We start from the raw sequence: 22,622 nt of genomic DNA on the forward strand, positions 1-22,622 counted from the left end.
GCGATGAAAGCTTGCGCCAGATCAACATGTAAACAGGATGTATCTCACAGTTCTGTAAACTTGTTAATGTTATCAACACATACCTAATGTAGAACGCACTATTGGACATCATATAAAACAGTACTTTTGACTTATTTTTAATCACTGATCGTTATCAACTGCAGGATCTTATGTTTACTCGTGGCAGCCTTACTTCCACCATTTTAAGTTTAATGCTCATTTTAATTTTGTTGTCATCAAGCTTAGCGGTGTTTTCTATCGTCAATTTAACCTTCAGCTTAGGCGATGCCAAAGGTATCAACGCCTCGGGCTCACTGCGGATGCAAAGTTATAGATTGTTGCTGTATACCAATGCAGGTAGTAACAATACCGATAAAAAAATTATTGAATTCGAAAATACACTTAATTCAGAAGCGCTTAAACGTTCTCTTCAATGGTACAGCCCCAAAGAGTTGCGCGACCAATATTTATTGGTTATCGACAAGTGGCAAGTCATGAGAGTTTATATTGAAGAAGGCAATACGCGACTGTATTCAGCCTCGCTAACTGACTTTGTCGACACCATTGATACCTTGGTTTTAAAGATGGAATTGTTCGCGGCCTTTAAGCTAAAACTATTGGTTATTGGACAGATTATCGGTTTATCAATTTTACTTGTTATCGCCTTCTTTTCCGTAGTATTCACACGTAAACGAGTTGTTAAACCATTACAATTATTGATGGATAGTGCCGCAACAATCTCCAAAGGTAACTTCAAAGTTGAAATGCCTAAAACGGGTTATATTGAACTTACTGCTCTGGGTAATGCATTGCAAAAAACAGCTGCAGAATTAGCTCACTTATATGAAGATTTGGAAAACCAAGTAAACGAAAAAACCTTGGCATTAACCCGAGCAAATAACGAGTTAAAATTTTTATATGACAACTTAATCACGTTACACGCTGATAAACTCGACTATAAAGCACTGCAATCTGCAATCAATCAGCTGAAATATTATGAAGACTTAACCTTTTTGCGCTTAGTGATTGAACATGAAGACGGCTCTAAAGATGTTATTAAAGCGGAAGGTGGTTGGCCAGACGAACCATCGACTAAATCGGTACAGTTTCCGCTATTGATAGAAATGACCCAAATGGGTTATTTAGAAGTAATTACCAATAAGCCATTGAATAAACAATTGTTTGAAAACTTTGCCATGATGTTAACCCGTTCTATTACCATCCATAATGCCTCGGAACAACGTCAACAGCTGGCGTTACTGGAAGAGCGTGCCGTCATCGCTAGAGAATTACATGATTCAATTGGGCAGTTGTTATCCTTTCTAAAAATTCAAGTCAGTTTATTACGTAAAAGCCTTGATCACAGTTGCCGTAGTCCTGAAGTGGAAGGTCAATTGACCGAGATCAATGAAGGTGTGAGTACTGCTTATGTACAATTACGTGAACTGTTATCTACATTTAGATTGACCATAAAAGAGCCTAATTTAAGTCAAGCTATCGAAGTTATGTTGGATCAATTACGTCATCAGACCAATATCGATATCCAATTAAATTACAAACTATCAGCACATTTACTGGAAGCTAAACAGCACATTCATATTTTACAATTAATTCGTGAAGCGACATTAAATGCAATTAAACACGCTAACCCTGCCCATATAGTGGTAAATTGTCAGTTAACTGGCAATGGCATGATTACTATTTCAATTTGTGATGATGGCATTGGTGTGACACATATAGCTGAACGAGACCAACATTTCGGCATTGGCATCATGCATGAGCGTGCCAACAAACTTAATGGTACCGTCTCGTTCAATAGTAATCACCTCGGCGGCACTACGGTAACGCTGAGTTTTCCACCTCAACAGGAGCCTTTAAATGGGTAAGCCGTATTCCGTACTTGTTGTCGATGATCATCCATTATTACGTCGTGGTATTTGCCAATTAATCACCTCCGACGGTGACTTTTTACTTTTTGGTGAAACGGGCACGGGACTAGAAGCTCTTACCGCGGTAGCCGAAGATGAACCCGATATTATTCTGCTCGATTTGAATATGAAAGGCATGTCTGGGCTTGATACTCTTAACGCTATGCGTCAAGAGGGAGTAACAGCAAGAATTGTGATTTTAACCGTTTCAGACGCTAAACAAGATGTCGTTAGACTACTGCGGGCTGGTGCTGACGGCTATTTACTCAAAGACACTGAGCCTGATCTATTGTTAGAACAACTCAAAAAAGCCATGTTGGGTCACCGAGTGATTAGTGATGAAGTAGAAGCTTATCTTTATGAGTTGAAAAACACGATTGACGACAACAGCTGGATAGAGAATTTAACCCCGCGTGAATTGCAAATATTGCAAGAGCTAGCTGAAGGCAAAAGTAATCGAATGATCGCCGAAGATTTACACATCAGCGAAGGCACTGTTAAAGTTCATGTGAAGAACTTACTGCGTAAAGCAAATGCTAAATCTCGCACTGAAATGGCGGTACGCTACCTTAACAATTAGCCCCACGCCAAAGTTCAAACCACACTTAACAACAAGGCCACATAAACGTGGTTTTGTTGTTATGTAACTCCCGCTAAAAATAAGAAATGGCTATTTATCGTTAATAAATGCTAACCAGCTTTGCAGCACCGACTCAAAGTCTTCTAGTCCACAATAAGACTCAGATTCCGCATCATAGAGGCTCATAGAGTCTTCTAATAAATGTTCTTCCTCTGAGTCAATCACGCTGGCAAACACTCTCACTTGCTCAGAGTCGATATCGATGGTTAAATCTCCACCAACATCACGCAAATGGTTAAGCGCCCCAGATTTGATTAACACTATCTGTGTGAGAATATGATTCGCTTTGCTCTTGTCGTCACCAAGCTCTTCAGCAAACCATCTGCCTAATACTTCATGACCCATGCTAAATTCAGCAAAGACTGAGCCTTCGAGGCGGTTTCGACGAAATTGATATTCCATACTAGTACTCTTTTTTTAGCATTTTTTCTATTTTAACCGATGAATGGCCACTCTGCAGTTGGTTAGTTCATCAAATTTTGTGCTTGATGGTTAAATGCTCGATAAATAAAGAATTTCATTTTATAAGGTCGTTTTAAACTTGGGCAAGATTAAAAAGTAGCGTAAATTATTGCAATAGTGATCACATGGAATTTCTGATAATGAATAATGGTTTTATATACAGCTTGTTGCTTACTGGACCAAATGCAGGCCAGTCACTTACCGCTGAACAAATAGCACTATGGCAGCCTGCTGATGGACTTTTATGGCTACATCTTCGCTATCGTGAACCTAAAGCACGTAAATGGATCCTCAACTCTGGTTTACAAAGGGTTGAGATGGATACACTGTTGGCCACCGATACTCGCCCACGAGTATTAAGTTCCGACAAAGGAATTTTACTGGCGTTACGAGGGGTTAATTTAAACCCCAATTCAGATCCAGAAGACATGGTCGCAGTGCGGATCTACGCTGAAGAGCACAAAATCATTTCAACTTGCGAGCGCCAACTACAATCGGTGATCGATGTTGCTGATGCGATAAAGCAAGGCAAAGGCCCAGTTGATAGTGCAGCCTTTATCATGGCCATTTGTGAGCGTCTTACACAACGTAAAGTGGAGTTTATTGGCAAGCTTGAAGAGCAGCTCGATGAGTTAGAAGAACGCGTAGTCACTCAAGTAAACAAAACCTTGCGTACCGACATTGCCGAACTGCGCAGACAAACCGTGGTATTACGCCGTTATCTCGCGCCACAACGAGAAGCATTTTCTCGTATGTTACAAGAAGCCAGCGAACTGTTTGACGATAACGATAAAGTCCGCTTACGTGAAATACATGAAACCCTTATTCGAGTGATAGAAGATCTTGATGCGATACGCGATCGTGCCAGCGTCACACAAGAAGAACTCCAATCACAACAGTCAGAACAAGTGAATCAACGATTGTATTTCTTATCGCTAATTTCAGCGGTATTTTTACCATTAGGTTTTTTAACAGGCTTATTGGGCGTCAATATTGGCGGGATACCGGGTGCTGAATCCAACTGGGCTTTTGCCGCATTCTGTGGCGGATTGTTTGCACTGATTGGCTTGCAGATGTACTTATTCTACCGTTTGAAATGGCTATAATCCGCCACTAGAATTAATACTATGCATGATGGTCATTGCTAGGCTATATAATACTTGTAGTCTAGAACTAGGCGATTATCTAAATGAATAAGGCTGTGAGTGACAATGACCTTTTCGCACGGTCAACCAAGTGCAGAAATAACCTAGCATTAGGAAGGACAAAAGGACACTGAAGCATAATGCCGATAAGTTAGCCGTTAAAATTAAGAAACTCAACCGTTAACTTGACCGTTCTTTTTAACCTACAACAATCCGATAATCTTAGTTATCGGATTTTTATGCAACATCTAGAAGACCTTTATCGTACATACATCAATTGCGGTGCTGAGTTTTGTGGATCAGTAATGGTCTAATGAAACTGTAACTCTCTTAAGAACCGATAATATACAATGATATCTTGAGCCTAACGACGTCACTACACTAAGTTGATAATCTAAGTTGATAAACTAAGGTGATAAAAAAATGCATCTTATAAATATCGAGTAGGTAAGTATTCCTGTAATTCGCTTTGAACGTGTTTGTCAGCAAACCTATCAGTGAAATATATCAAATTCGATTGTAACATTGACTTAATATTAATAAATTACAGGCACAGATAATGATAAAGTTAACCTTGTAAATTACATCATCAGCATTGTAATTTAATAATCCTGATATCAATATTCTTGCCTCAAGATGCAAAAATCACCTTTTACATCTTTAAGAACAAGCAATAACTAAATATCAAAAAACTAAATATCCTCTTTTATATTGAAAATACAAAAATCAGTATAACTTTTTATCATTAGGCAATAATGCGAATCTTCATATTAGCTAGTTTTATATTAAATAAGCTCATGGGTTAACTCACGAATTTGTTGTTTTAACCATGCAGTATCTTCATTATCAGCACTAGGATGAGTAACTAGGACCAACTTTAATGGCTCTACAATCTCAAAAAGACGATTACATTCGTACTCAGATAACTGGCAAGCATGTAAACCTGAGTCATCATCTAACATGTCATACACCGCCTTGTAGGGCGTTATAGCTAATGATTGACAGTCTGAAAGGTAATCAAATAAAGAAGACACGCTGGTAATGGTCATTTCGGTATTAAGAGATAAACCCTTAGCCTGGCAATACTCCTGGAATGGATTAAGTATGGGAGCTTGGGTACCAATAAACGTATTGATATATGGATATTTAGCAATGGTTTCTAGAGAGATGTCCTGTTTTAATATGGGATGCTTTCTGCAACTGAGCAAGTATTGTCGGTTCATTGTCGCAAGCACTTCAACCTGTAGTTTTTGGTCAAAACAAAGAATTTCTTCAGGACCTTTACAACAACACATCACAATGCAGTGTGGATCGTTAGTGACACACTCCAAAGAATGGCTACTCCAATTGCTCACATTAATATGAATATTTTTATTGTGCTCTTTAATCGCCTTCATCAATGCTCGCGGGTAAGCATAAGCAATCATGCCAGGGATAACCAATTCAAAGTATCGATTATGCGACTGCTCAGCACTATTAAGTCGATTGAAATGCTTAGCGCACTCTACTATCTCCTTAGCAATGGGATAAATTTTTCCTGCATAATCATTGGGTACTAATCCGTATTTCCGTCTAATAAACAACTCATTGCCGAATATTAGTCTTGCAGTGTGCAAACAACGGCTAATCTTTGAAGCTGGCACGTCTAATATTCTAGAAACATGTGTCGCTGATTTATTTTCATAAAGACTCACTAATATAGATAATGTTAATAAATCTAATTTATCTAAGTCAATTGGCTTCATCTTAGATACTCCCTTTTAGGTATACAGCCTAGTATTCTAACGCTTTTAAAAAGAGTTCATAACGTTATTTTAAGTATTCAATGATTACTTATTCCAGATCATAAAAATGAATTTTTTAACACTGCATATTTCGCATAGAATGCTTGAAGCGATTGATGCTCAGCTTGGTAAAAGCTGATTTCATATATTGTAATATCAAATTAAACAACTAGAATTTTGATAAAGTAGATATTCACATGTTGATTTATTAAATTTTAATAAATCAACATTAAAAACAACCAAATTACAACTTTAAATTATCACTCTCACTTTATTCACTCTATATATAAACCAATTAAAAATGCAAAAAAAAGCAATCAGACCTGAATCATAACTACGATCAAATAAATTAAAACCACCTCAATTAATTGATTACGATCAATTTAAAACCAAAATATAAGGATAATATTTATCGTACGTCAACGACGTATTTTTAATTCATAAAACAATAAATTAAAAATGATTCTTTGGAGGATAATATGATTACTTCAGTCTTTTTAAGCTATGCGTTTGTGTACTCTGTATTGTTTATTGTTGTTCCTTTTATATTAGTTATTTTCATTATGACTTGTATAAAGTTCTTCAAAACCGATACTGAAGAGCACGCAATTAAGTTCAAAAAAATGCTTTTTGATACTCAGAGCTTTAACTTTTTAAAATCGCTAAAAGCGATGGTGGGCGTCAAATATGACGTTTGTTGCAACGTTCCAATCGACACCGTGTTTGAAATGGATGCCCAAACCGCAGCAGAAAATCATACACGACTCGATTATGTTGTAATTGATCATGACTCGTCGGAAGTGAAATTGGTTATCTCTGATTTCAGTCAACAAGATGATGCTAACGCAAAAAGTTTGTTCGAAAAATTCAACATTAAATTAGTTGAAATTGTTCGAGGCGAACCTTACGACATGCAAATGTTAAAGCTATCCCTACCGGTATGAAGACCCTGTCGGGTGAAGGCAATCTGTTTTCACCCGCTATTTTTTGATAATCCATTATTGTAGAGAGGACTGATTATGTCCCGGAATAACTGGCTACTGATGTTAAGTGTAGGCGTATTGTCGTTTGCCCTTATGAGTCAGGGAGCAAATAGCGCTGACTCTACTGAGCAAATTAACAATGACTCATGTATGAAATGCCATAAACGCAATGGGGCAATGCAAGGTCACCATGCTCAAGAACAGTTAAAAATGAGTTGTAGTTCATGCCATGGTGAACAAGGCAATCACCCTAAGAAACCCAATGACCTGATGGTATTCTCTGCGGAAAACGACATGACAATCGATACTAAAAATGGCGTGTGTTTGAAATGCCATTCGCCTAAAAAGATAGCTCAAGCGGAGTGGACTCACAACGTACACGCACAAAAATTGAGTTGTACATCTTGCCATAAACTGCATCCTGAATCAGACCCAATAATGGGCTTAGGAGCAAAAGATCGCAGTAATGTGTGCCGAAATTGCCACACTGTGCAGAGGTAACTAATCATGGAAAACTCAAGAAGACATTTCCTTAAAAGCACCTGTGCATTGGTTGCCGGCGTGTCGGTATATCCACTCAGCCGCGATCAAGCCAATGCCGATACGGGCATAAGAATAAACAATTTAAAATACGCCATGCTACATGACGAAACCAAATGTATTGGTTGTAACGCCTGTGTTGAAGCGTGTCGAGAAGTGAATCATGTTCCCGAAGGTGTCACCAGGCTGAGCATTGAACAGTCGGGCCCTTATGGCAAGTATCCAAATCAGTATTATCACTTTAGCCGCCACTCCTGCCAACATTGTGAAGATGCGCCTTGCGTTAATGTATGCCCGACTGGAGCCGCCTTTATCGATAAAGAAAGCGGCATTGTCTCGGTTAATGCAGATAAATGTGTTGGTTGCCAATACTGTATTTTAGCCTGCCCTTACGATGTACGTTTTATTAATCCTGTGACTAAGGCAGCCGACAAATGTGACTTTTGCAGGGAAACTAATCTCAAACAAGATAAACAACCTGCCTGTGTAGAAGCTTGTCCAACCAAAGCATTGGTGTTTGGTAATCTTAAAGATCCTGAGTCTGAACTGGTTATGCTGTTAAAAGCTAATCCAACACAACGGACCAAGTTAGATTTAGGTACCCGGCCCAAACTGTTTCGTATTACAGCCAAACAAGGGGAGATTATATTATGAACGCTTTGCATTTTGACTCTTTGGTCTGGCATTGGCCCATTGCCATATATCTATTCCTAGCAGGGGTTTCTGCCGGTGCGATGTTCTTTGCCGTATTGCTGAAACATGTATGCCTTAAAGAACAAGCATACCGTTCAGGCTTTGTTCAAGCAGCGTGTATTGTTGCAGCAGTTTCCGTTTTAGCAGGTTTGGGGATTTTGGTATTAGATTTAACCAAACCATGGGATTTTTGGAAAATACTTGTGTTCTACAATCCCACCTCAGTGATGTCGATGGGTGTATTGATCTTGTTGATTTATCAAGTATTCATGTACGCTTGGATTGCTGTTGTATTCCGTAAACCTATTGAAGAATGGTGCCAACCTCGCTTCCCGATAGTGTGTAAAACAACCACAATGCTCGCGAAGTATGAAGCTGGAATAACGGGGTTGTTGATCATCTTTTCTGTGTCGCTAGGTGCCTATACCGGATTTTTATTATCGGCTCAGCCACGCTTCCCTATGCTAAATAACCCTGTGTTACCTTTGTTGTTTTTAGCATCGGGTTTATCTTCAGGTGCCGCGGCGTCGTTATTAGGCGGGGTGTTACTCAAAGGCAGCCCTAATGGTCAGGAAGTGCGTTTTATCCATAGAGTAGAGATCCCATTGATTTTAGGAGAAATTTTCCTTATTTTTACCTTCTTTATGGGTTTAGTTCTCAGTGGTGGTCAAAGTAAAGTCGCGGCATTAAACGCGATTGGAGAAGGATTTTGGGGTTTAATATTTTGGTTCGGGATTATGGGATTAGGATTGTCTGCCCCATTAGCGATGAATTTATTTATGAACGCCACTTCAAAACGCAAGTTTTCCTATGTTGCCGGAACTGCGTGCCTGAGCTTATTGGGCGTTATCATGCTACGTAACTTTGTACTTTATACTGGCCAAATGGTGGTAAGTTAGCGCGATAAACGGTGATAGCATGTGTTAACAACCGCACTATCACCGTATATTCAACAAAGAATATTCCGTTTGCGTTCCCACCTTATTTAATCACATCCTCGCCTGGCTAATTATGCTAAATGCTCCCAACATGCGAGCAATTAAAAGCCAGTGATTGCGTTTACAGCTGGGTAAACTGTCTAATTAAATTGTGATACACATTATGTAGATTATCTAGCTCAGCGCGGTCAGTGTTGTTGGCTTTGATCAAATTTTGAATACTTTGATCGAGCTGATACAAGGTTTGGCGTAAAGTCACATCGGCAACCATACTTTGCATCCACGTAATAGCTGCAATGCGTTGCCCTCGAGTTACTGCGGTCACTTTATGCAAACTACTCGACGGGTATACTACGGCGTATCCTGCAGGTAACTTAATTTGCTGCTGGCCAAATTCGGTGGCAATAACTAACTCACCACCGTCATACTCTTCGGGTTCACTCAAAAATACCGTCATGGATACATCACTACGGATCACTTCTGAGGTATTAGGGATCCGCATGATGGCTGCATCGACATGGTAACCATACTCTTCAGTTTCGCTATAACGATTAAAGCACGGCGGAAATATTTTATGCGGTAACGCCGCTGATACAATTTTAGGCGTTTCGCCAATACGCGCCAATAGTTGATTAGCTAGTTGGCGCACATTAGCGTGTTGTGCATCTGCTTGATTGTTATTTTTAACCGACGCCGCCATTCCCATTGCGGTTTTACGACCGTCGCCCCACGGACATTCAGCCAATTGCTGACGATAAGCACTGACATCCTGTTTCGAGAGAATTTGTTCAATAACAATCATGCAAATACCTTTAATTAAAACTCATATGTCATCGACAATTTAGCATTGCGGGCATCACCTAAGTACATAAATGAGCCAGAACGATATGCTGCCGTCCAGTATTCTTCGTTCAGTATGTTACCTACGTTGACACGGAAAGTTAAATCCTCAGTGGCATTGTAACTGGCAAACAAATCAACTACTTGATAATTAGGCACTACAATGCTGTAACGGCTATTGTCGCTATCATAACCTGCTGCAGTGTCTGGTTGTCCGCCATACATTTCACTTTGATAAGTATAACTACCACCAAATACAAACGACTCAGTTAGCTCATAACGCAGTTGTAAATAAGCGCTTTCGTCAGCAAAGTTACTCAGTACTAAGCCAATGTTAGCTGGATTGTAAGATTCTAAAATTTCTGAATCCATTTTGGCAGCCGAGAATTGTATGCTGAGCTTATCAGTAATATTGCCGACCATACCAAACTCGATACCTTTAACGCGGTTTTTACCAGTGTTAAGTGTACCTAGCGTTGAGTAACTGTCGCCAACACTTTCCATTACATCACTTTTAGTGATTTGGAAAATCGATGCAGAAAACATCATTTTGTCGTCAAACAACTTCCACTTGGTACCGAGTTCTAGGTTTTCAACTATTTCGGCATCGGCTTCAGCAGCTTGCTCTTGCGTACCACAAATACCACCGTAACCACAGTTAGCACCTAAATCAGACTCTCCGCCGTTGATGTTGGTTGCAGTACTGTAATTGGCGTAGATATTGGCATCTTCAGACAAGTCATAAACTAAGCCAATATTACCGTTATACATGGTATCGGAATAGGCATAATCCACTTCACCATCGCGACCTGTCGTGTTGTTACTGTAATCAAAGCTGTCTTGTCTAAAACCAAAGAATAGTGCTAACTGATCGGTTAACTCAACCGTATCCATCATGTATGCCGACACGGTTTCGATGTCGTATATCGCATCTGATCCTCCATCAACATAGCTGCGATTCATTAACTGGCTGACATTGTCGACAGTATTGCCGTTACCATCAATAATACAATAAGCCTCTGATACACCACGACGCCCCTCGGTCAAACAATTACCATCATTATTGTTGGTGATGCTATATACGCCGTTATCAACATTTTCATCTGTGTATTCAAGGCCAAATACTAACTTATTATTAAAACCAAGTACTTGGGTGTTCCAAAATAAGTTGAACTGAGTGCTGACGTAATCAACATCTTGGTTACCTTGGTGGGTACTAAGCGTTAACGTGCTTGCACCAGGCGCTGTTGGGTCGGTATCTGCCCGCGTTGTGCCACCCATACCTGTTGTTATATAACCGTTTTCGGTATGACCAACGCGTGTCGCGTTGTACAACGTAATGCTGTCATTTAACTCATATTCGGTACGTAAGGTAAACGTGGTGACCTTAGAATTTAGAAAGTCACCATCTTGAGCATAAACAGGAATATCTTCTAGCGGCTTACGAGTATCCCGATCAAAATAACTGCCTAAATCTGGCACATCTTTCGCGTCTAGGTAGTAACCATCGGCGGTAAACGACAATGCATCGGTGGCTTCATACACACCTGATAACTGAACACCTTGGCGTTCACTCGTAATGCCTTCGCGGCCCGGCTTGTCTTCTTCAGCCGTTAAGCCGTTAAGGCGTACTGCCACTTTGTCTGATATCGGTAAGTTATAGTCCACCGTTAAACGAGTGTGATCGTCAGTACCAATACCCAGATCGACACGGCCAAAATCGTAAGCTACTGAGGCTTTTTTAGTCACACTATTAATGGCACCACCTGATGAACCACGGCCAGCAAATGTTGAACTTGGACCTTTGGTAATTTCAACGCGCTCGGTGGCAAAACTTTCACGAGTGGTCATGCCAGGATCGCGAAGTCCATCAACAAACACGTCACTACGTGCTTCGTGGCCACGGATAATATAACGATCACCGAATGCATTACCGTTTTCACCAGTACCAAGGGTGACACCCGCTTGAGCTGACAGAATGTCTTTTAAGTCCGTATTTCCTGACTCTTGAATTTGGTCTTGAGTTAACACGGTAATCACTTGCGGCGTATCAACAAGTGCAGCCATACGGCGTTTGTCGGCTGAGTTATTAAACATGTAAACCGAGTTTTGTACACCATGTACACGAATTCGTTCAATAGATTCGTCCGTTTGCGCTGGTTTACATTTTGCCAATATATCCTTATCGCAAGTTTCATTTTTGGTGTCTGCGGCATATAGCGCTGGGCTACTGAATACCAATGCTGCAGCAACGGCTTGAGCACCTAATGATAACTTACTGTAATTACTCGACTTCATGCTTAACATCATCCTGTTATTAATAAGCGTTAACTAAATTTCATTTATGTGATGCACTTTACATAAATGAAACAAGGATCGCAAATGCAAATCATTATCATTTATGTAAAGATTCATGAAATATATATTTAATTAATAGAAGAGGCATTAAACAGATAGGTAACCGTTATTGATAACAAACGTAATTGATAACCATTTGAATACCGCTCTGAAACAGCGGCCTGGTCGATATAGATTAACTGACTTGATAAAGCTCTAACGGTAAACCATCTGGATCGCTAAAAAAGGTATATTGTTTACCGGTATATTCGTCAATGCGAACGGGCTCAACAGAGATATTACTCAGCTGCAAATGCGCCACGACCATATCAATATCATCGACTTTGAACGCTAAATGTCGCAAACCTTGGGCTTCGGGATAACTGGGTCTTAGCGGTGCATCATTAAATGAAAATAACTCAATTTGGCTGCCATCTGGCAAAGCTAAATCCAGTTTGTAAGAATCGCGCGCTTGACGGTAATGTTCGGTAACAACCTTTAGCCCTAATATTTGCGTATAAAATACTTTTGAACGTGAGTAATCGGCACAGATAATAGCGACGTGATGAATTCCATTTAGCATGGCTGTCCTTGTAAATAGACTATTAATAATTAAAGCTGATAATTAGAGCTGATAATTAGATTTTGTACACAAAAAAAAGTAAAACCCTGATAGAACAAGTCTATCAGGGTTGATATACGCTTTTAAAGCCATAAACAAGACTAAAGCAAGGTTAATGACTTCCAGAGAAAGTGGCTTACATTAAACGCCGATTTCACCGCCGTCATCTTTAATAAACATCACTGTAGCTGCACGTGGACGAACCGTTGTGCCTGCGGGCGTTTCTTCATCTGCTCTATCAGAGTATGGCCAGTTGCCAGGATGCTGAATATTGGCAAACATTGCGGTGTAGTCTGGTGACATGGCAAAACCAGTCACTTCACAGCCGTTAGGGCCAACAAAGAAACGCTTAAGCTGAGTTTGGTTTTCAGCCGTTACCACTTGTTGGTTACCGTCTGCATCTACCATCGTTGATGGCACAATTGCTAACATTTGATCGTTGGTTTCTTCGGTAACTTCAGAGGCACCATTGTCGGTTTGCACCCACAAAATACCACGTTGATCGAACGCCAAACCGTCTGGACTAGCAAACTGGTTTAAGTCAGTTAAGCCGGATAAGTTAGTCTCAGCATCACCATCTGCAGGTGAACCGAATATAAAGATATCCCAGCTAAATTCCGTTGCTGTATCACCTTCATCCCAACGGATAATATGACCAAAGTTGTTATTTAAACGTGGGTTTGCAGGGTTGGTGCCGTCGGTACGCTTACTGTTGTTGGTTAACGTTAGGTATACCGTTCCTGTAAATGGATCAACGGTTGTCCATTCTGGACGATCCATTGGTGTAGCTCCCACTAAGTCAGCGGCGCCAGCGGTATTTAATATAATCGCGGCTTGTGAGTCAAAGCTGCTCGCAAGCGTGCTTCCGTCGGCAGTCACCCCATCTAACGTCAGCGGTAACCATTCACCGACACCATCTTCGGTAAACTTAGCCGCGTATAAGGTTCCGGCATTCATGTACTTATCGCCTACTGTTAAGCGGTTAGTGCTGTTAGCATCTGCTGGATCCCACGCTGCGTCAGAAACAAACTTATACAGATATTCAAAACGAGAATCATGGCCTGAATAGAATGTGATTGGTTTGCCTTCTTCAAGTTTACCAAAGGCACAGCCCTCGTGGCGGAAGCGACCTAATGCAGTACGCTTAATGGCGCGCGAGTTAGGATTGTATGGATCAATTTCAACAATATAACCGTGGCCATTGGCTTCGTTACGGTAATCGTTAGTCGCACTTGAGCCCGTTGGCGTCACATCAAAACGAGCAAATTCGTCTAAACGTTCATCGTCATCACCGGCTAAATGGCTCCAGCCATAACGAGTGTCAGAAGTCGAAATACCAATGCGCGTTTGCTCTTGCGTTAAAGTGCCTTTATTAACAAAGTAACCCGGCCAGTTTTCTTCACACGTTAAATAAGTGCCCCAAGGCGTATAACCATTACCGCAGTTATTTAACGTACCGCGCGCTTGGCTGCCATCTGGCGAATAACGCGTTTCAAGGTACGATCTGTACGCTAGCGGACCAGCGATATCCATCACAGTTGCACCGGTAAAGCGACGATTATGGCTGTCGTTTTCGACCACTTTCCATATTCCAGAAACTAATTTAATGCGCACGACGGAAATGCCATGGGCGTTGATTTCTTTGCGGATTTCATCAATTACAGTGCGTTTACCATCAGTATCAAATGTAGGGCCTGTCGGGTGTAAAGCATCCTGGTCAATGTATTCGTGGTTAATACACAATAAACCGTCATCTGCCGAATCATTCAATGGGAAGAAATGCATACCATCATGATGCATACCGACTGAGTTTTCCTGATCGATAGCAGTATTACTGCCATCGGCTTTCCACGCTGCAGCTTTCGAATTTAAAGGTGTACCCCAAGGTGCTAACACATAAGCTGAATAACCAGCAGCTACCGCCACGGCATCTGTTTTAGAACCGGCAATAGACTCAAAACCTAATACAGCAGAACTCTTCGTTGGTGCTGTTGGCGTGGTAGGTGTTGTTGGCGTTGTTGGCGTATCTGCAACGGTATCATTGTCAGAGCCACAAGCACTTAATCCGAAGCCACCAAACGCTGTCATCGCACTAAGGCCTAAACCACGCTTAACAAAATTACGACGTGATAGATGATTATCCATCACTTCATTGAAGGGGGTATTTTTACTGTTGTTAAAACGAGTTGGATCAAATGTCGCCTTGCTCATAAATTGTCCTTAGGTATGCTCTGAAAATAACGGATCAAATATTGGTATAATTATTTGTCAGTTAAGATAAGCGTCTAATGTGACAACTCGGGGCAAACTGGATGACATTAATGTGGCAGTAAAAAGACACGCACCACACTGTCACATGTGGTGGAATCGATATAAGACTCGTGTTAGCGTTTTTTACCGCGTGAAGATACCGCTAATGCCTTTTTGCGTGCTTGTTGTTTTAATGCCGATTTAGTTGTTTTACGGGTTACTGGAGCAATTAAATCCAGATCAGGCTCAAAACCTGCCAGCCATTGTTGTGGTAAACGTCGGTCTAAAAAGGCTTCTAGTTTAGTTAATAACGGCTCATCATCGATGCTTAATAACGTGATAGCTTGCCCTGCTTTACCCGCTCGGCCTGTGCGGCCAATTCGGTGTACGTAGTCTTCAACTTGAAACGGTAACTCCATATTAACGACATAATTTAATTCGTTAATATCTAAACCTCTAGCAGCCACATCAGTTGCGACTAACGCGGTCACCTCACCGGCTTTAAATGCTGCTAACACTTGTTCACGTAGTGCTTGAGATAAGTCAGCATGAAATGCTTCAGCTGCCACGCCAGCTTGTTTCATTTGCTTTACCAGTGCATCAGCACCTTGTTTGGTGCGGCTAAATATCAAGCTTTGCTGCCAACCTTCTTGGCTGATTAAATGACACAGCATGGCGCACTTTCGATTAGCGTCGACATTAAACACTCGCTCAACAATACTGCTGGCGGTGGTATTTCGCTGAGCCACTTCAATCACCTGTGGTGAGCGTAATAAGCGTCGACTAAAACTGAGCATTCGGTCATCTAAGGTGGCTGAAAATAATAACGTTTGCCGTGTACTTGGCAAGCGCTTAAGTACTTCGACAATTTCATCTTTAAAGCCCATGTCCAGCATGCGATCGGCTTCATCAAATACCAAATGAGTTAATTGTGATAATGACAACGCACGCTTACGCAGCAAGTCTAATAACCGCCCTGGAGTCGCCACCAAAATATGGGTGCCATTGGCTAACTGACGGATTTGTTCGCCAATGCTAACCCCGCCATAAACCATCACGCTAGTGACTGAACTGCCATAAGCATATTGCTCAATACTACTGTGCACTTGTTGGGCTAACTCTCGAGTTGGGACTAATACAAGCGCCGTTATCGGGGTCGAATTAATATGTTGAGTGTCTGGCTGAGTAGCTAGATTATCTTGATGAGTCAATAATTGATGCAGTAACGGTAATGCAAATGCAGCCGTTTTCCCGGTGCCCGTTTGCGCCCCCGCCATCACGTCTTTACCGCTTAAAATAACCGGAATTGCTTGTAATTGGATAGGCGTAGGTTGCTGATATTTTAATTCAGCTAGGCGATTAATCAATATGGGATGTAACGATAAATCTGCAAAAGACATAAAAACTCCAAACATGTGGATGCGCAGTTTATCACGCTCATTCAGATTAAAACAAAGGCTCTAGGTAATGCTTGCTTGAATTATCGTTCATTAAAATGGCTGGTAAATGTGATGCTCAACACATCTTAAGCAGGTCGTGTTTTTTGCGACAGATAACACTTGACTAAAAAAGTAAGCCTTATACAATTCAAACATGCAAATAAAAAACATGTTTTGATTTGGCCACTAAATTGCATTACAACATTACACAATCAGATCCCATAACGAGGTATCACCATGAGTTTTTCAATTAGCGGTATTTTCAAGCCAGCCAAGCAAGCTGAACAGATTAGCAATGTGGCACCTACAGCCCAAGACACTACTGCAACAGAAACGAAAGCTGTAACAGAAAATGAAGTATCTCAGGCTGAAAATACTGCCAAAAAACAAGCTAATGGCGGCAGTTGTTGCGGTGGATGTGGTGGCGGTAATCATTAGTCCACTAGAATACTAAACGTTACCACGTCTGAATAAACGTAAACTGTCTTTACTGATTAGTTGCGGATACTGCGCTGTAACGTCGAAAAATCCATTGGCATACGCTACTGCTACAGAGCCTTCGTTCTGTTTATTGATATAAGCAAAAACAGGGCTCGAAATAAATTGCTTTAAAAACATTTCCACAGCTTTGGTGGCAATGCCTTTGCCCCAATGTTCACGTCCAATCCAATAGCCAACTAAACGCATTTGTGGATCTGACTTTGCGGCTGCGTCGGTATTAATCCACGATAAAACATTACCCACTAAAACATCATCTATCCAAATCCCTTGTGCTATCGCCTTTTCATTTGCTAATACCTTTTGCTGCCAATGCAGGTTAAAAGCTTTACGTTTACGCGGCACAAAGTCTGCCATTTTATTAGCAATAGGGTCGTTTTCAAATTCAAACAATATATCTAAATCTGCTTCAGTAATGGGATGAAGAGAAATATTCATTTCGGGTTCGCCTTTTCTATGTTGTGTCACCAAGATCATTTATATTATAGATAACCTCAGCTCTAATAAGAGATGGGATAAATCGTTAAAAACGGGTTTAATTCAAGTCTGCAATATCAAACTTGCCATGTGTTTTGCTAACAAGGCATATTGGACGTATCAATAGCTAGCCTATTGTAAGTCGATTAAACACTGATAGCGGAAATGCCTGTTTGATGACCGTTTATTATTCATAATTGAGGTTATATACTCTCATTCATCGACACGCTTGACGATGAGTAACCGTATCAACATGCATTAAAGGACTACAGGATGAAAAGCATTAAAACATGGCAATGGTTGGGCTTTGCTGGCCTTTTACCTTTTATTATTCTCAGTGTATTAGCCTTCAATCATAGCCTATTAGCACCCGAACATACTATGTTAGGGTTTGTTAGCTATAGCGCAGTGATTTTAAGTTTTATTGCCGGTACTCTGTGGGGCAAAGCGGTTATATTAACCTTAGACGATAATATTGCTAAGTTACTCATCATTAGTAATATCATCGCACTCGCCTGTTGGATTGCACTGTTAACGCCGTTTGCATTATCCGCGCTAATCCTACTCGCCAGTGGTTATCTGTATTTATTGTATATTGAGTTTAAAGCCAAACAATTATCAACCACCACCAGCTACCTCACATTACGCACAATACTAACCAGTGCTGCTGTAGTATGCCACATTATTGTCATGCTCAGTCTTTTTAGCGTTTAACAACATGTTAACTCGAACAAAAAGCCCATGCTTTACAGCATGGGCTTTTTGTTTATTGCAGCAAGCTGACTGGCTTCATCATCTATAAACCGGTTTGACACTGTTCTTGCTGATTTATCATCGGTGATAAAATCGGCATCATGCCTTTAAGTACTTGTAATGGCAGTGCTGAAGTAAAGCTAAAGTCGTCGGCTTTCTCCCCTGGTACAAATGCAGTTAGGGTACCAAAATGACGATCGCCTAAGTAAAACACAAATGTGGCAGTACGGTTTATAGCAGTTGAAGACACTTTACGGCCATTACGAATTTCAGTCGCAATACGGTTATCGCCGGTACCCGTTTTACCCCCCATAACAACAGCCTGGCCATTGCTATCCACCAAGCTGCCTTTGAGCCTTCTTGCTGTGCCATTTTCGACTACATTTGCCAATGCTTTTTTCAACGCTCGTGCAACTTCTTGGTGCATGACCCGCATAACAGTTTGTTTATTATTGGCCAATGTCACCTCATAAGGTGTGTCTTTGGCAAACTGCAGCTCATCAATTCTCACTGTAGGGAAACGATAGCCATCATTTTGAATAATCCCCATTAACTCAGCCAATGCTGCAGGTCTGTCGCCCGAGCTGCCTAAAGCAGAGCCTAATGAAGGCACCATGTATTCAAACGGATAACCCATTCTCACCCAACGTTGATGAATACTTAAAAATGCTTCCACTTCTAACATCACCTGGATACGCACATCACGTGCATTTTGATGACGCGTTCTAAACAGCCAGCGATACACCTCTTGCAACTGCGGTTGTGCGTCTTCTAATACTTGAGTAAGGCCAGTTTCCGGATAGTCATTTAAATAGCGTAATACCCACAACTCTAACGGATGCACCCGTGCAATATAGCCTTGATCAGCTAAATTAAATTTTTCTTCGCCATATTTGTTGTACAGCACATTAATTTGTTTATCGGTAAAGGTTTTTGCTGGTAATCGCTGAGTTAAAAAAGCTGTTAACTCACGGGCGCCATCGTAAGGTTTTAAATAACGATAAACGGCCGTTAACTTGTGTTCTTGTTGTTGAATACCATCAAATAACACCTCAAGACGCTGCTCTGGTGCAAGCTGACGATACTTGCGATAAAAACGTTTTACAAACGAACTGCCCTCACGCTTAGCAAATGCTTTTAGGTATTCTTCACGGCGCGGATCTTTGTCGTTACGCAATAGCTGCGACACACTGCCTTCACTGTTATAACTACTACTGTAATTAACAATGTCTTGCATTAAGCGCACAAAAGGCAAGTTTATCGACTCTTGCAATGCTTGATATAATGTTGGTACGCGACTGTTTTCTTTTTTATTAAAATTGTTAAATACATGCAAACCACCACCGGTGAAGAAACGTTCTTCTGGTGAAGCCGAATATTCGCGCTGCAGTGCAGCATCCAACATTCGGGTTAAATTACGGTCACGGGTGGTAATCAAATAATCGACCACCCAGCGCGTAATATGGTCTTTACGTTCCACATCCACTTGGCGTAAATCAGCCACCGTCATTGCAGAAAAACGCTGTTGTAATTCGGCAATAATGTCTAAATATGTCGCTAATACACGTAACTTAGCCGTTGAACCTAACTCCAGCTTACTGCCTTCATTAATATCAAACGGCTGATCAATACTGTCGGTTTGAATCCGCACCCTATTGGCACTGTCGGTACTTTCATACAAGGTAAAGCTGTACAACACTTTATCTAACTGCTGCACCGACAGTAAACGCTCACCCAGTAGTCCGATACGTTCAGCCGAACTGGGCTGAGCTAAACTACGTAAGTAATCGCTAACTTGTTGTTGCAAGTCACCATGGAAGGTACTGTTAATCGATAAATCATAGCGATCAAGATCAAACAAACTTAATCCCAACATACCCGCAGTGCGAATACGTACCGCATTAACCCCTTTATTGTTAGCGAGGTTAGTCGTCGCTAACTTACTGGAGTTAAATTGTAATGTTTGCTCAAGTGCCGACACCATCAATTGCGTTTCAATTAACCCATCACCGCCCAGTAAACGTAAATAGCTGTCTACTAACGATTCTAAATCATCATGACCTTGGCGTAAGTAATACGATGGCCGACGCTGAGCAATCATTAAAGCTACGATTTGACGAAACACCTTGCCACGCTCAGCAGCATTTTGTTGAGTATGACGACTCAAAAGCAATTGGTTAGCTTGATTAAAATCTGTTTTAAACCAGGCCCATAAACCATCACCAATACCGTGGACTTCACCAAAACCCGGAGCAGATGATAATGGCACTGTGTTGAGATAATCTTGTACGATGCGTTGGCGAGCGCCAACGGTGCTTTCACCTTGCTGATACACTCGTACAATGGCCGAACCAATTTGTAATAACTTATCTTTAATACTCAAGGTTAAGCCGTGGTTAGAATGCCTGAATTTTTCAATTTGGGTGGCCAAAGTACTGCCACCCGCTTTAGACATATCAGCCCCAAAAATACCCGCTACCTGACTGGCGGCAGCCAGCACAAATCGAGGCCAGTCAACAACGGGGTTGTAGTTAGCTTCTGGACTCAACATTTCACGATTTTCGATAAATAATAAGGTATTGATGATTTGATCTGGGATTTTATCTTGGTCTTGATACACACGTTTAGGATAGGAGAAATCGAATACCGTCATGTCGCGGCAATCTTTAATGGCTAAACCAGATTGGGCTTTTTCATGATACGGCGGGAAAAAACCAATATTGGTATAATCCATCAACATTGGTGAAAATGCCACCTGCTGAGTGATTTGATAATTACGCTCAATAAGACGCGCTATTTTCTGCGGTAATTGGCTATAACCATGGCGGTCATCAAAGGGACCATACTTAGGATAAATCACCGCATCGCTGCGATAATCACGTACTTTATAGGTTAATTTAGTGGCATATTGATGTAAAAAATAAGATTGATAATACGATGTCCGCACCTCAAACTCGATCAGATAAGCTGTTGCTAACAATAATACGATCAATAACCAACCCGCTTTACTGCGACGAACCGGAGCCGGTTTGGCGGAAGATGCATTAGGTCGATAATTATCAAACTGACTGTCTGTATGTGGACTAGACACAAACTCTCCATCTAACGCATAAAATCACAATAACGCACCATTTAACTTTTGGTTGAGATGTTCAATACATCGCGTAACTAATTGTGATAATTTTATCAGATGGGTAAAGCCATTAGATATAGACAAAATAACTAAATGTTGTTTTTTAGCCTATTAAAGACCTTATTGCCACAATATCGATATTTTTATATGAAACACTTACCCAAGTTTAAGGATTGTTTTGGACAACAGCACTTCAACAGCGACTATTGATCCGCCATTAAGATTAGGTTTAGCCATGTGGTCACAAAACCAATGGCAACAAACCGTTTATGGCAATAGCCAGGCACATCGACTGGCACGTTATGCCGAAATATTTAATACCGTCGAGGGCAACACTACTTTCTATGCCACGCCGTCGTTACAGAATGTACAAAATTGGTACGCTGCAACGCATGACGAGTTTAAATTTACCTTTAAACTGCCCAAACACATCACCCATGAATTACAGCTCCAACATGCAGGCCCAGCGCTACAACAATTCTTTAGCATAATGGAGCCCCTTATTAACCGAACCGGAGTGTGGAAAATTCAACTTCCCGCCAGTTTTGGGCCACAATCTTTGCCACAATTAGCACAGTTTTTAACTCAAGTGCCACAAGGCCTAACCTATGGCGTCGAAGTACGTAACAGTGCCTTTTTTGCTAAAGGTGAAGCAGAACAAGCATTAAACCGCTTATTAATCGACAATAACTGCAATCGTATCATTATGGACACGAGGCCTGTTTTTGCAGCAGCGCCAACAACCGCAGCAGTGATAGATGCCCACCAGAAAAAGCCAAAAGTGCCAGTACACGCCATTGCAACCGCACACAATCCTGTGGTGCGCTTTATTGGTCATCCGCAAGCGGAAGCCAATATACATTTTTTCCAAAACTGGCTAAAACAACTGCCTTTATGGATCGCGCAAAATAAACAACCCTATTTATTTATCCACACTCCAGACAATCACAATGCACCGCAATTAGCGGTCGATTTGTATCGTTTACTGCAACAGCAGTTGGCACAAAGTACATCTGCATTGGCCGACATTAATCTATTACCTCAACAACAGCACACCACAACTCAAATGGGTTTTGATTTGTGATACCCACCTATATGCATAGGTAACCTCAAGGACTGATAATAAACGTTTATCAAACCGCTCTCGGTCCTACAATTTT

General features: G+C 41.0%; 19 protein-coding genes. 10 read left to right on the plus strand and 9 right to left on the minus strand.

Translation table 11 applies throughout. From position 1 onward, the window contains the following. The first annotated feature begins 170 nt into the window (after positions 1–170). Both narQ and H5181_RS05180 read left to right on the plus strand, forming a co-directional pair. Complete coding sequence (gene narQ / locus H5181_RS05175) at positions 171–1,886, plus strand: nitrate/nitrite two-component system sensor histidine kinase NarQ (RefSeq protein WP_182750430.1); 1,716 nt, start codon at positions 171–173, stop codon at positions 1,884–1,886. Beyond that, a complete protein-coding gene (locus H5181_RS05180) occupies positions 1,879–2,508 on the plus strand; it encodes a response regulator (protein ID WP_182750431.1) in 630 nt (209 codons plus the stop codon). The genes narQ and H5181_RS05180 overlap by 8 nt, the downstream gene beginning before the upstream one ends. 90 nt (positions 2,509–2,598) lie before the next feature. On the opposite strand, the gene H5181_RS05185 is transcribed toward H5181_RS05180, so the two are convergent. Beyond that, entirely contained in the window at positions 2,599–2,970 is a 372-nt protein-coding gene (locus tag H5181_RS05185) for a YacL family protein (RefSeq protein ID WP_011636106.1), read from the minus strand. 200 nt (positions 2,971–3,170) lie between these two features. On the opposite strand from H5181_RS05185, the gene H5181_RS05190 reads away from it, so the two are divergent. Next, the gene (locus tag H5181_RS05190; RefSeq protein ID WP_041412754.1) at positions 3,171–4,136 is read left to right on the plus strand and encodes a zinc transporter ZntB; all 966 of its coding nucleotides are present in this window, start codon (positions 3,171–3,173) and stop codon (positions 4,134–4,136) included. Between the two features lie 824 nt (positions 4,137–4,960). Here the strand turns inward: H5181_RS05190 and H5181_RS05195 are convergent. Continuing rightward, positions 4,961–5,920: a LysR family transcriptional regulator gene (locus H5181_RS05195; RefSeq protein WP_182750432.1), complete on the minus strand. Its 960-nt coding sequence runs from the start codon at positions 5,918–5,920 to the stop codon at positions 4,961–4,963. A gap of 518 nt (positions 5,921–6,438) precedes the next feature. On the opposite strand from H5181_RS05195, the gene H5181_RS05200 reads away from it, so the two are divergent. From H5181_RS05200 to nrfD, 4 genes are all read left to right on the plus strand, one after another. Beyond that, positions 6,439–6,903 carry a hypothetical protein gene (locus H5181_RS05200; protein ID WP_182750433.1) on the plus strand — a complete coding sequence of 155 codons (465 nt, stop codon included), beginning with the start codon at positions 6,439–6,441 and terminating at the stop codon, positions 6,901–6,903. Positions 6,904–6,978: 75 nt separating this feature from the next. Then, on the plus strand, positions 6,979–7,443 hold the full coding sequence (locus H5181_RS05205; protein WP_182750434.1) for a cytochrome c3 family protein: 465 nt from the start codon (positions 6,979–6,981) through the stop codon (positions 7,441–7,443). Positions 7,444–7,449: 6 nt separating this feature from the next. Continuing rightward, complete coding sequence (locus H5181_RS05210; RefSeq protein ID WP_011636101.1) at positions 7,450–8,136, plus strand: 4Fe-4S dicluster domain-containing protein; 687 nt, start codon at positions 7,450–7,452, stop codon at positions 8,134–8,136. Further along, positions 8,133–9,074 carry a cytochrome c nitrite reductase subunit NrfD gene (nrfD, locus tag H5181_RS05215; RefSeq protein WP_182750435.1) on the plus strand — a complete coding sequence of 314 codons (942 nt, stop codon included), beginning with the start codon at positions 8,133–8,135 and terminating at the stop codon, positions 9,072–9,074. The genes H5181_RS05210 and nrfD overlap by 4 nt, the downstream gene beginning before the upstream one ends. Before the next feature lie 160 nt (positions 9,075–9,234). Here the strand turns inward: nrfD and H5181_RS05220 are convergent, their stop codons facing one another. The 5 genes from H5181_RS05220 to H5181_RS05240 all read right to left on the minus strand — a co-directional run bounded on the left by H5181_RS05220 (position 9,235) and on the right by H5181_RS05240 (position 16,562). Further along, positions 9,235–9,915 (minus strand): Fe2+-dependent dioxygenase, encoded by a 681-nt coding sequence (locus H5181_RS05220; protein ID WP_059746150.1) that lies wholly within the window; start codon positions 9,913–9,915, stop codon positions 9,235–9,237. A gap of 14 nt (positions 9,916–9,929) precedes the next feature. After that, entirely contained in the window at positions 9,930–12,260 is a 2,331-nt protein-coding gene (locus tag H5181_RS05225; RefSeq protein WP_404948491.1) for a TonB-dependent receptor, read from the minus strand. Between the two features lie 226 nt (positions 12,261–12,486). Next, positions 12,487–12,873, minus strand: a complete 387-nt coding sequence (locus tag H5181_RS05230) for a VOC family protein (protein ID WP_059746152.1) — start codon at positions 12,871–12,873, stop codon at positions 12,487–12,489. 180 nt (positions 12,874–13,053) lie between these two features. Continuing rightward, on the minus strand, positions 13,054–15,123 hold the full coding sequence (locus H5181_RS05235; RefSeq protein ID WP_182750437.1) for a PhoX family phosphatase: 2,070 nt from the start codon (positions 15,121–15,123) through the stop codon (positions 13,054–13,056). Between the two features lie 173 nt (positions 15,124–15,296). After that, positions 15,297–16,562 carry a DEAD/DEAH box helicase gene (locus H5181_RS05240; protein WP_182750438.1) on the minus strand — a complete coding sequence of 422 codons (1,266 nt, stop codon included), beginning with the start codon at positions 16,560–16,562 and terminating at the stop codon, positions 15,297–15,299. A gap of 276 nt (positions 16,563–16,838) precedes the next feature. On the opposite strand from H5181_RS05240, the gene H5181_RS05245 reads away from it, so the two are divergent. Further along, on the plus strand, positions 16,839–17,039 hold the full coding sequence (locus tag H5181_RS05245) for a hypothetical protein (protein ID WP_182750439.1): 201 nt from the start codon (positions 16,839–16,841) through the stop codon (positions 17,037–17,039). Positions 17,040–17,051: 12 nt separating this feature from the next. On the opposite strand, the gene H5181_RS05250 is transcribed toward H5181_RS05245, so the two are convergent. Further along, the gene (locus H5181_RS05250) at positions 17,052–17,537 is read right to left on the minus strand and encodes a GNAT family N-acetyltransferase (protein ID WP_049763510.1); all 486 of its coding nucleotides are present in this window, start codon (positions 17,535–17,537) and stop codon (positions 17,052–17,054) included. Between the two features lie 312 nt (positions 17,538–17,849). Between H5181_RS05250 and H5181_RS05255 the strand changes: the two genes are divergently transcribed. Further along, complete coding sequence (locus H5181_RS05255) at positions 17,850–18,290, plus strand: DUF3429 domain-containing protein (protein ID WP_011636093.1); 441 nt, start codon at positions 17,850–17,852, stop codon at positions 18,288–18,290. 82 nt (positions 18,291–18,372) lie between these two features. Here H5181_RS05255 and H5181_RS05260 read toward each other — a convergent pair whose 3' ends face one another. Next, positions 18,373–21,420 (minus strand): transglycosylase domain-containing protein, encoded by a 3,048-nt coding sequence (locus H5181_RS05260; RefSeq protein WP_182750440.1) that lies wholly within the window; start codon positions 21,418–21,420, stop codon positions 18,373–18,375. Between the two features lie 220 nt (positions 21,421–21,640). On the opposite strand from H5181_RS05260, the gene H5181_RS05265 reads away from it, so the two are divergent. Beyond that, on the plus strand, positions 21,641–22,546 hold the full coding sequence (locus H5181_RS05265; RefSeq protein WP_374702277.1) for a DUF72 domain-containing protein: 906 nt from the start codon (positions 21,641–21,643) through the stop codon (positions 22,544–22,546). The last annotated feature ends 76 nt before the right edge of the window (positions 22,547–22,622 follow it).

It is taken from the genome of Shewanella sp. SG44-2, assembly GCF_014164215.1.
In the GTDB taxonomy this organism is placed as follows: Bacteria; Pseudomonadota; Gammaproteobacteria; order Enterobacterales; family Shewanellaceae; genus Shewanella; species Shewanella frigidimarina.

Excerpts from the sequence above, each read along its gene's own strand:
- narQ (WP_182750430.1), top strand. The coding sequence starts at position 171 with ATGTTTACTCGTGGCAGCCTTACTTCCACCATTTTAAGTTTAATGCTC.
- H5181_RS05180 (WP_182750431.1), top strand. The coding sequence starts at position 1,879 with ATGGGTAAGCCGTATTCCGTACTTGTTGTCGATGATCATCCATTATTA.
- H5181_RS05185 (WP_011636106.1), bottom strand. The coding sequence starts at position 2,970 with ATGGAATATCAATTTCGTCGAAACCGCCTCGAAGGCTCAGTCTTTGCT.
- H5181_RS05190 (WP_041412754.1), top strand. The coding sequence starts at position 3,171 with ATGAATAATGGTTTTATATACAGCTTGTTGCTTACTGGACCAAATGCA.
- H5181_RS05195 (WP_182750432.1), bottom strand. The coding sequence starts at position 5,920 with ATGAAGCCAATTGACTTAGATAAATTAGATTTATTAACATTATCTATA.
- H5181_RS05200 (WP_182750433.1), top strand. The coding sequence starts at position 6,439 with ATGATTACTTCAGTCTTTTTAAGCTATGCGTTTGTGTACTCTGTATTG.
- H5181_RS05205 (WP_182750434.1), top strand. The coding sequence starts at position 6,979 with ATGTCCCGGAATAACTGGCTACTGATGTTAAGTGTAGGCGTATTGTCG.
- H5181_RS05210 (WP_011636101.1), top strand. The coding sequence starts at position 7,450 with ATGGAAAACTCAAGAAGACATTTCCTTAAAAGCACCTGTGCATTGGTT.
- nrfD (WP_182750435.1), top strand. The coding sequence starts at position 8,133 with ATGAACGCTTTGCATTTTGACTCTTTGGTCTGGCATTGGCCCATTGCC.
- H5181_RS05220 (WP_059746150.1), bottom strand. The coding sequence starts at position 9,915 with ATGATTGTTATTGAACAAATTCTCTCGAAACAGGATGTCAGTGCTTAT.
- H5181_RS05225 (WP_404948491.1), bottom strand. The coding sequence starts at position 12,260 with ATGTTAAGCATGAAGTCGAGTAATTACAGTAAGTTATCATTAGGTGCT.
- H5181_RS05230 (WP_059746152.1), bottom strand. The coding sequence starts at position 12,873 with ATGCTAAATGGAATTCATCACGTCGCTATTATCTGTGCCGATTACTCA.
- H5181_RS05235 (WP_182750437.1), bottom strand. The coding sequence starts at position 15,123 with ATGAGCAAGGCGACATTTGATCCAACTCGTTTTAACAACAGTAAAAAT.
- H5181_RS05240 (WP_182750438.1), bottom strand. The coding sequence starts at position 16,562 with ATGTCTTTTGCAGATTTATCGTTACATCCCATATTGATTAATCGCCTA.
- H5181_RS05245 (WP_182750439.1), top strand. The coding sequence starts at position 16,839 with ATGAGTTTTTCAATTAGCGGTATTTTCAAGCCAGCCAAGCAAGCTGAA.
- H5181_RS05250 (WP_049763510.1), bottom strand. The coding sequence starts at position 17,537 with ATGAATATTTCTCTTCATCCCATTACTGAAGCAGATTTAGATATATTG.
- H5181_RS05255 (WP_011636093.1), top strand. The coding sequence starts at position 17,850 with ATGAAAAGCATTAAAACATGGCAATGGTTGGGCTTTGCTGGCCTTTTA.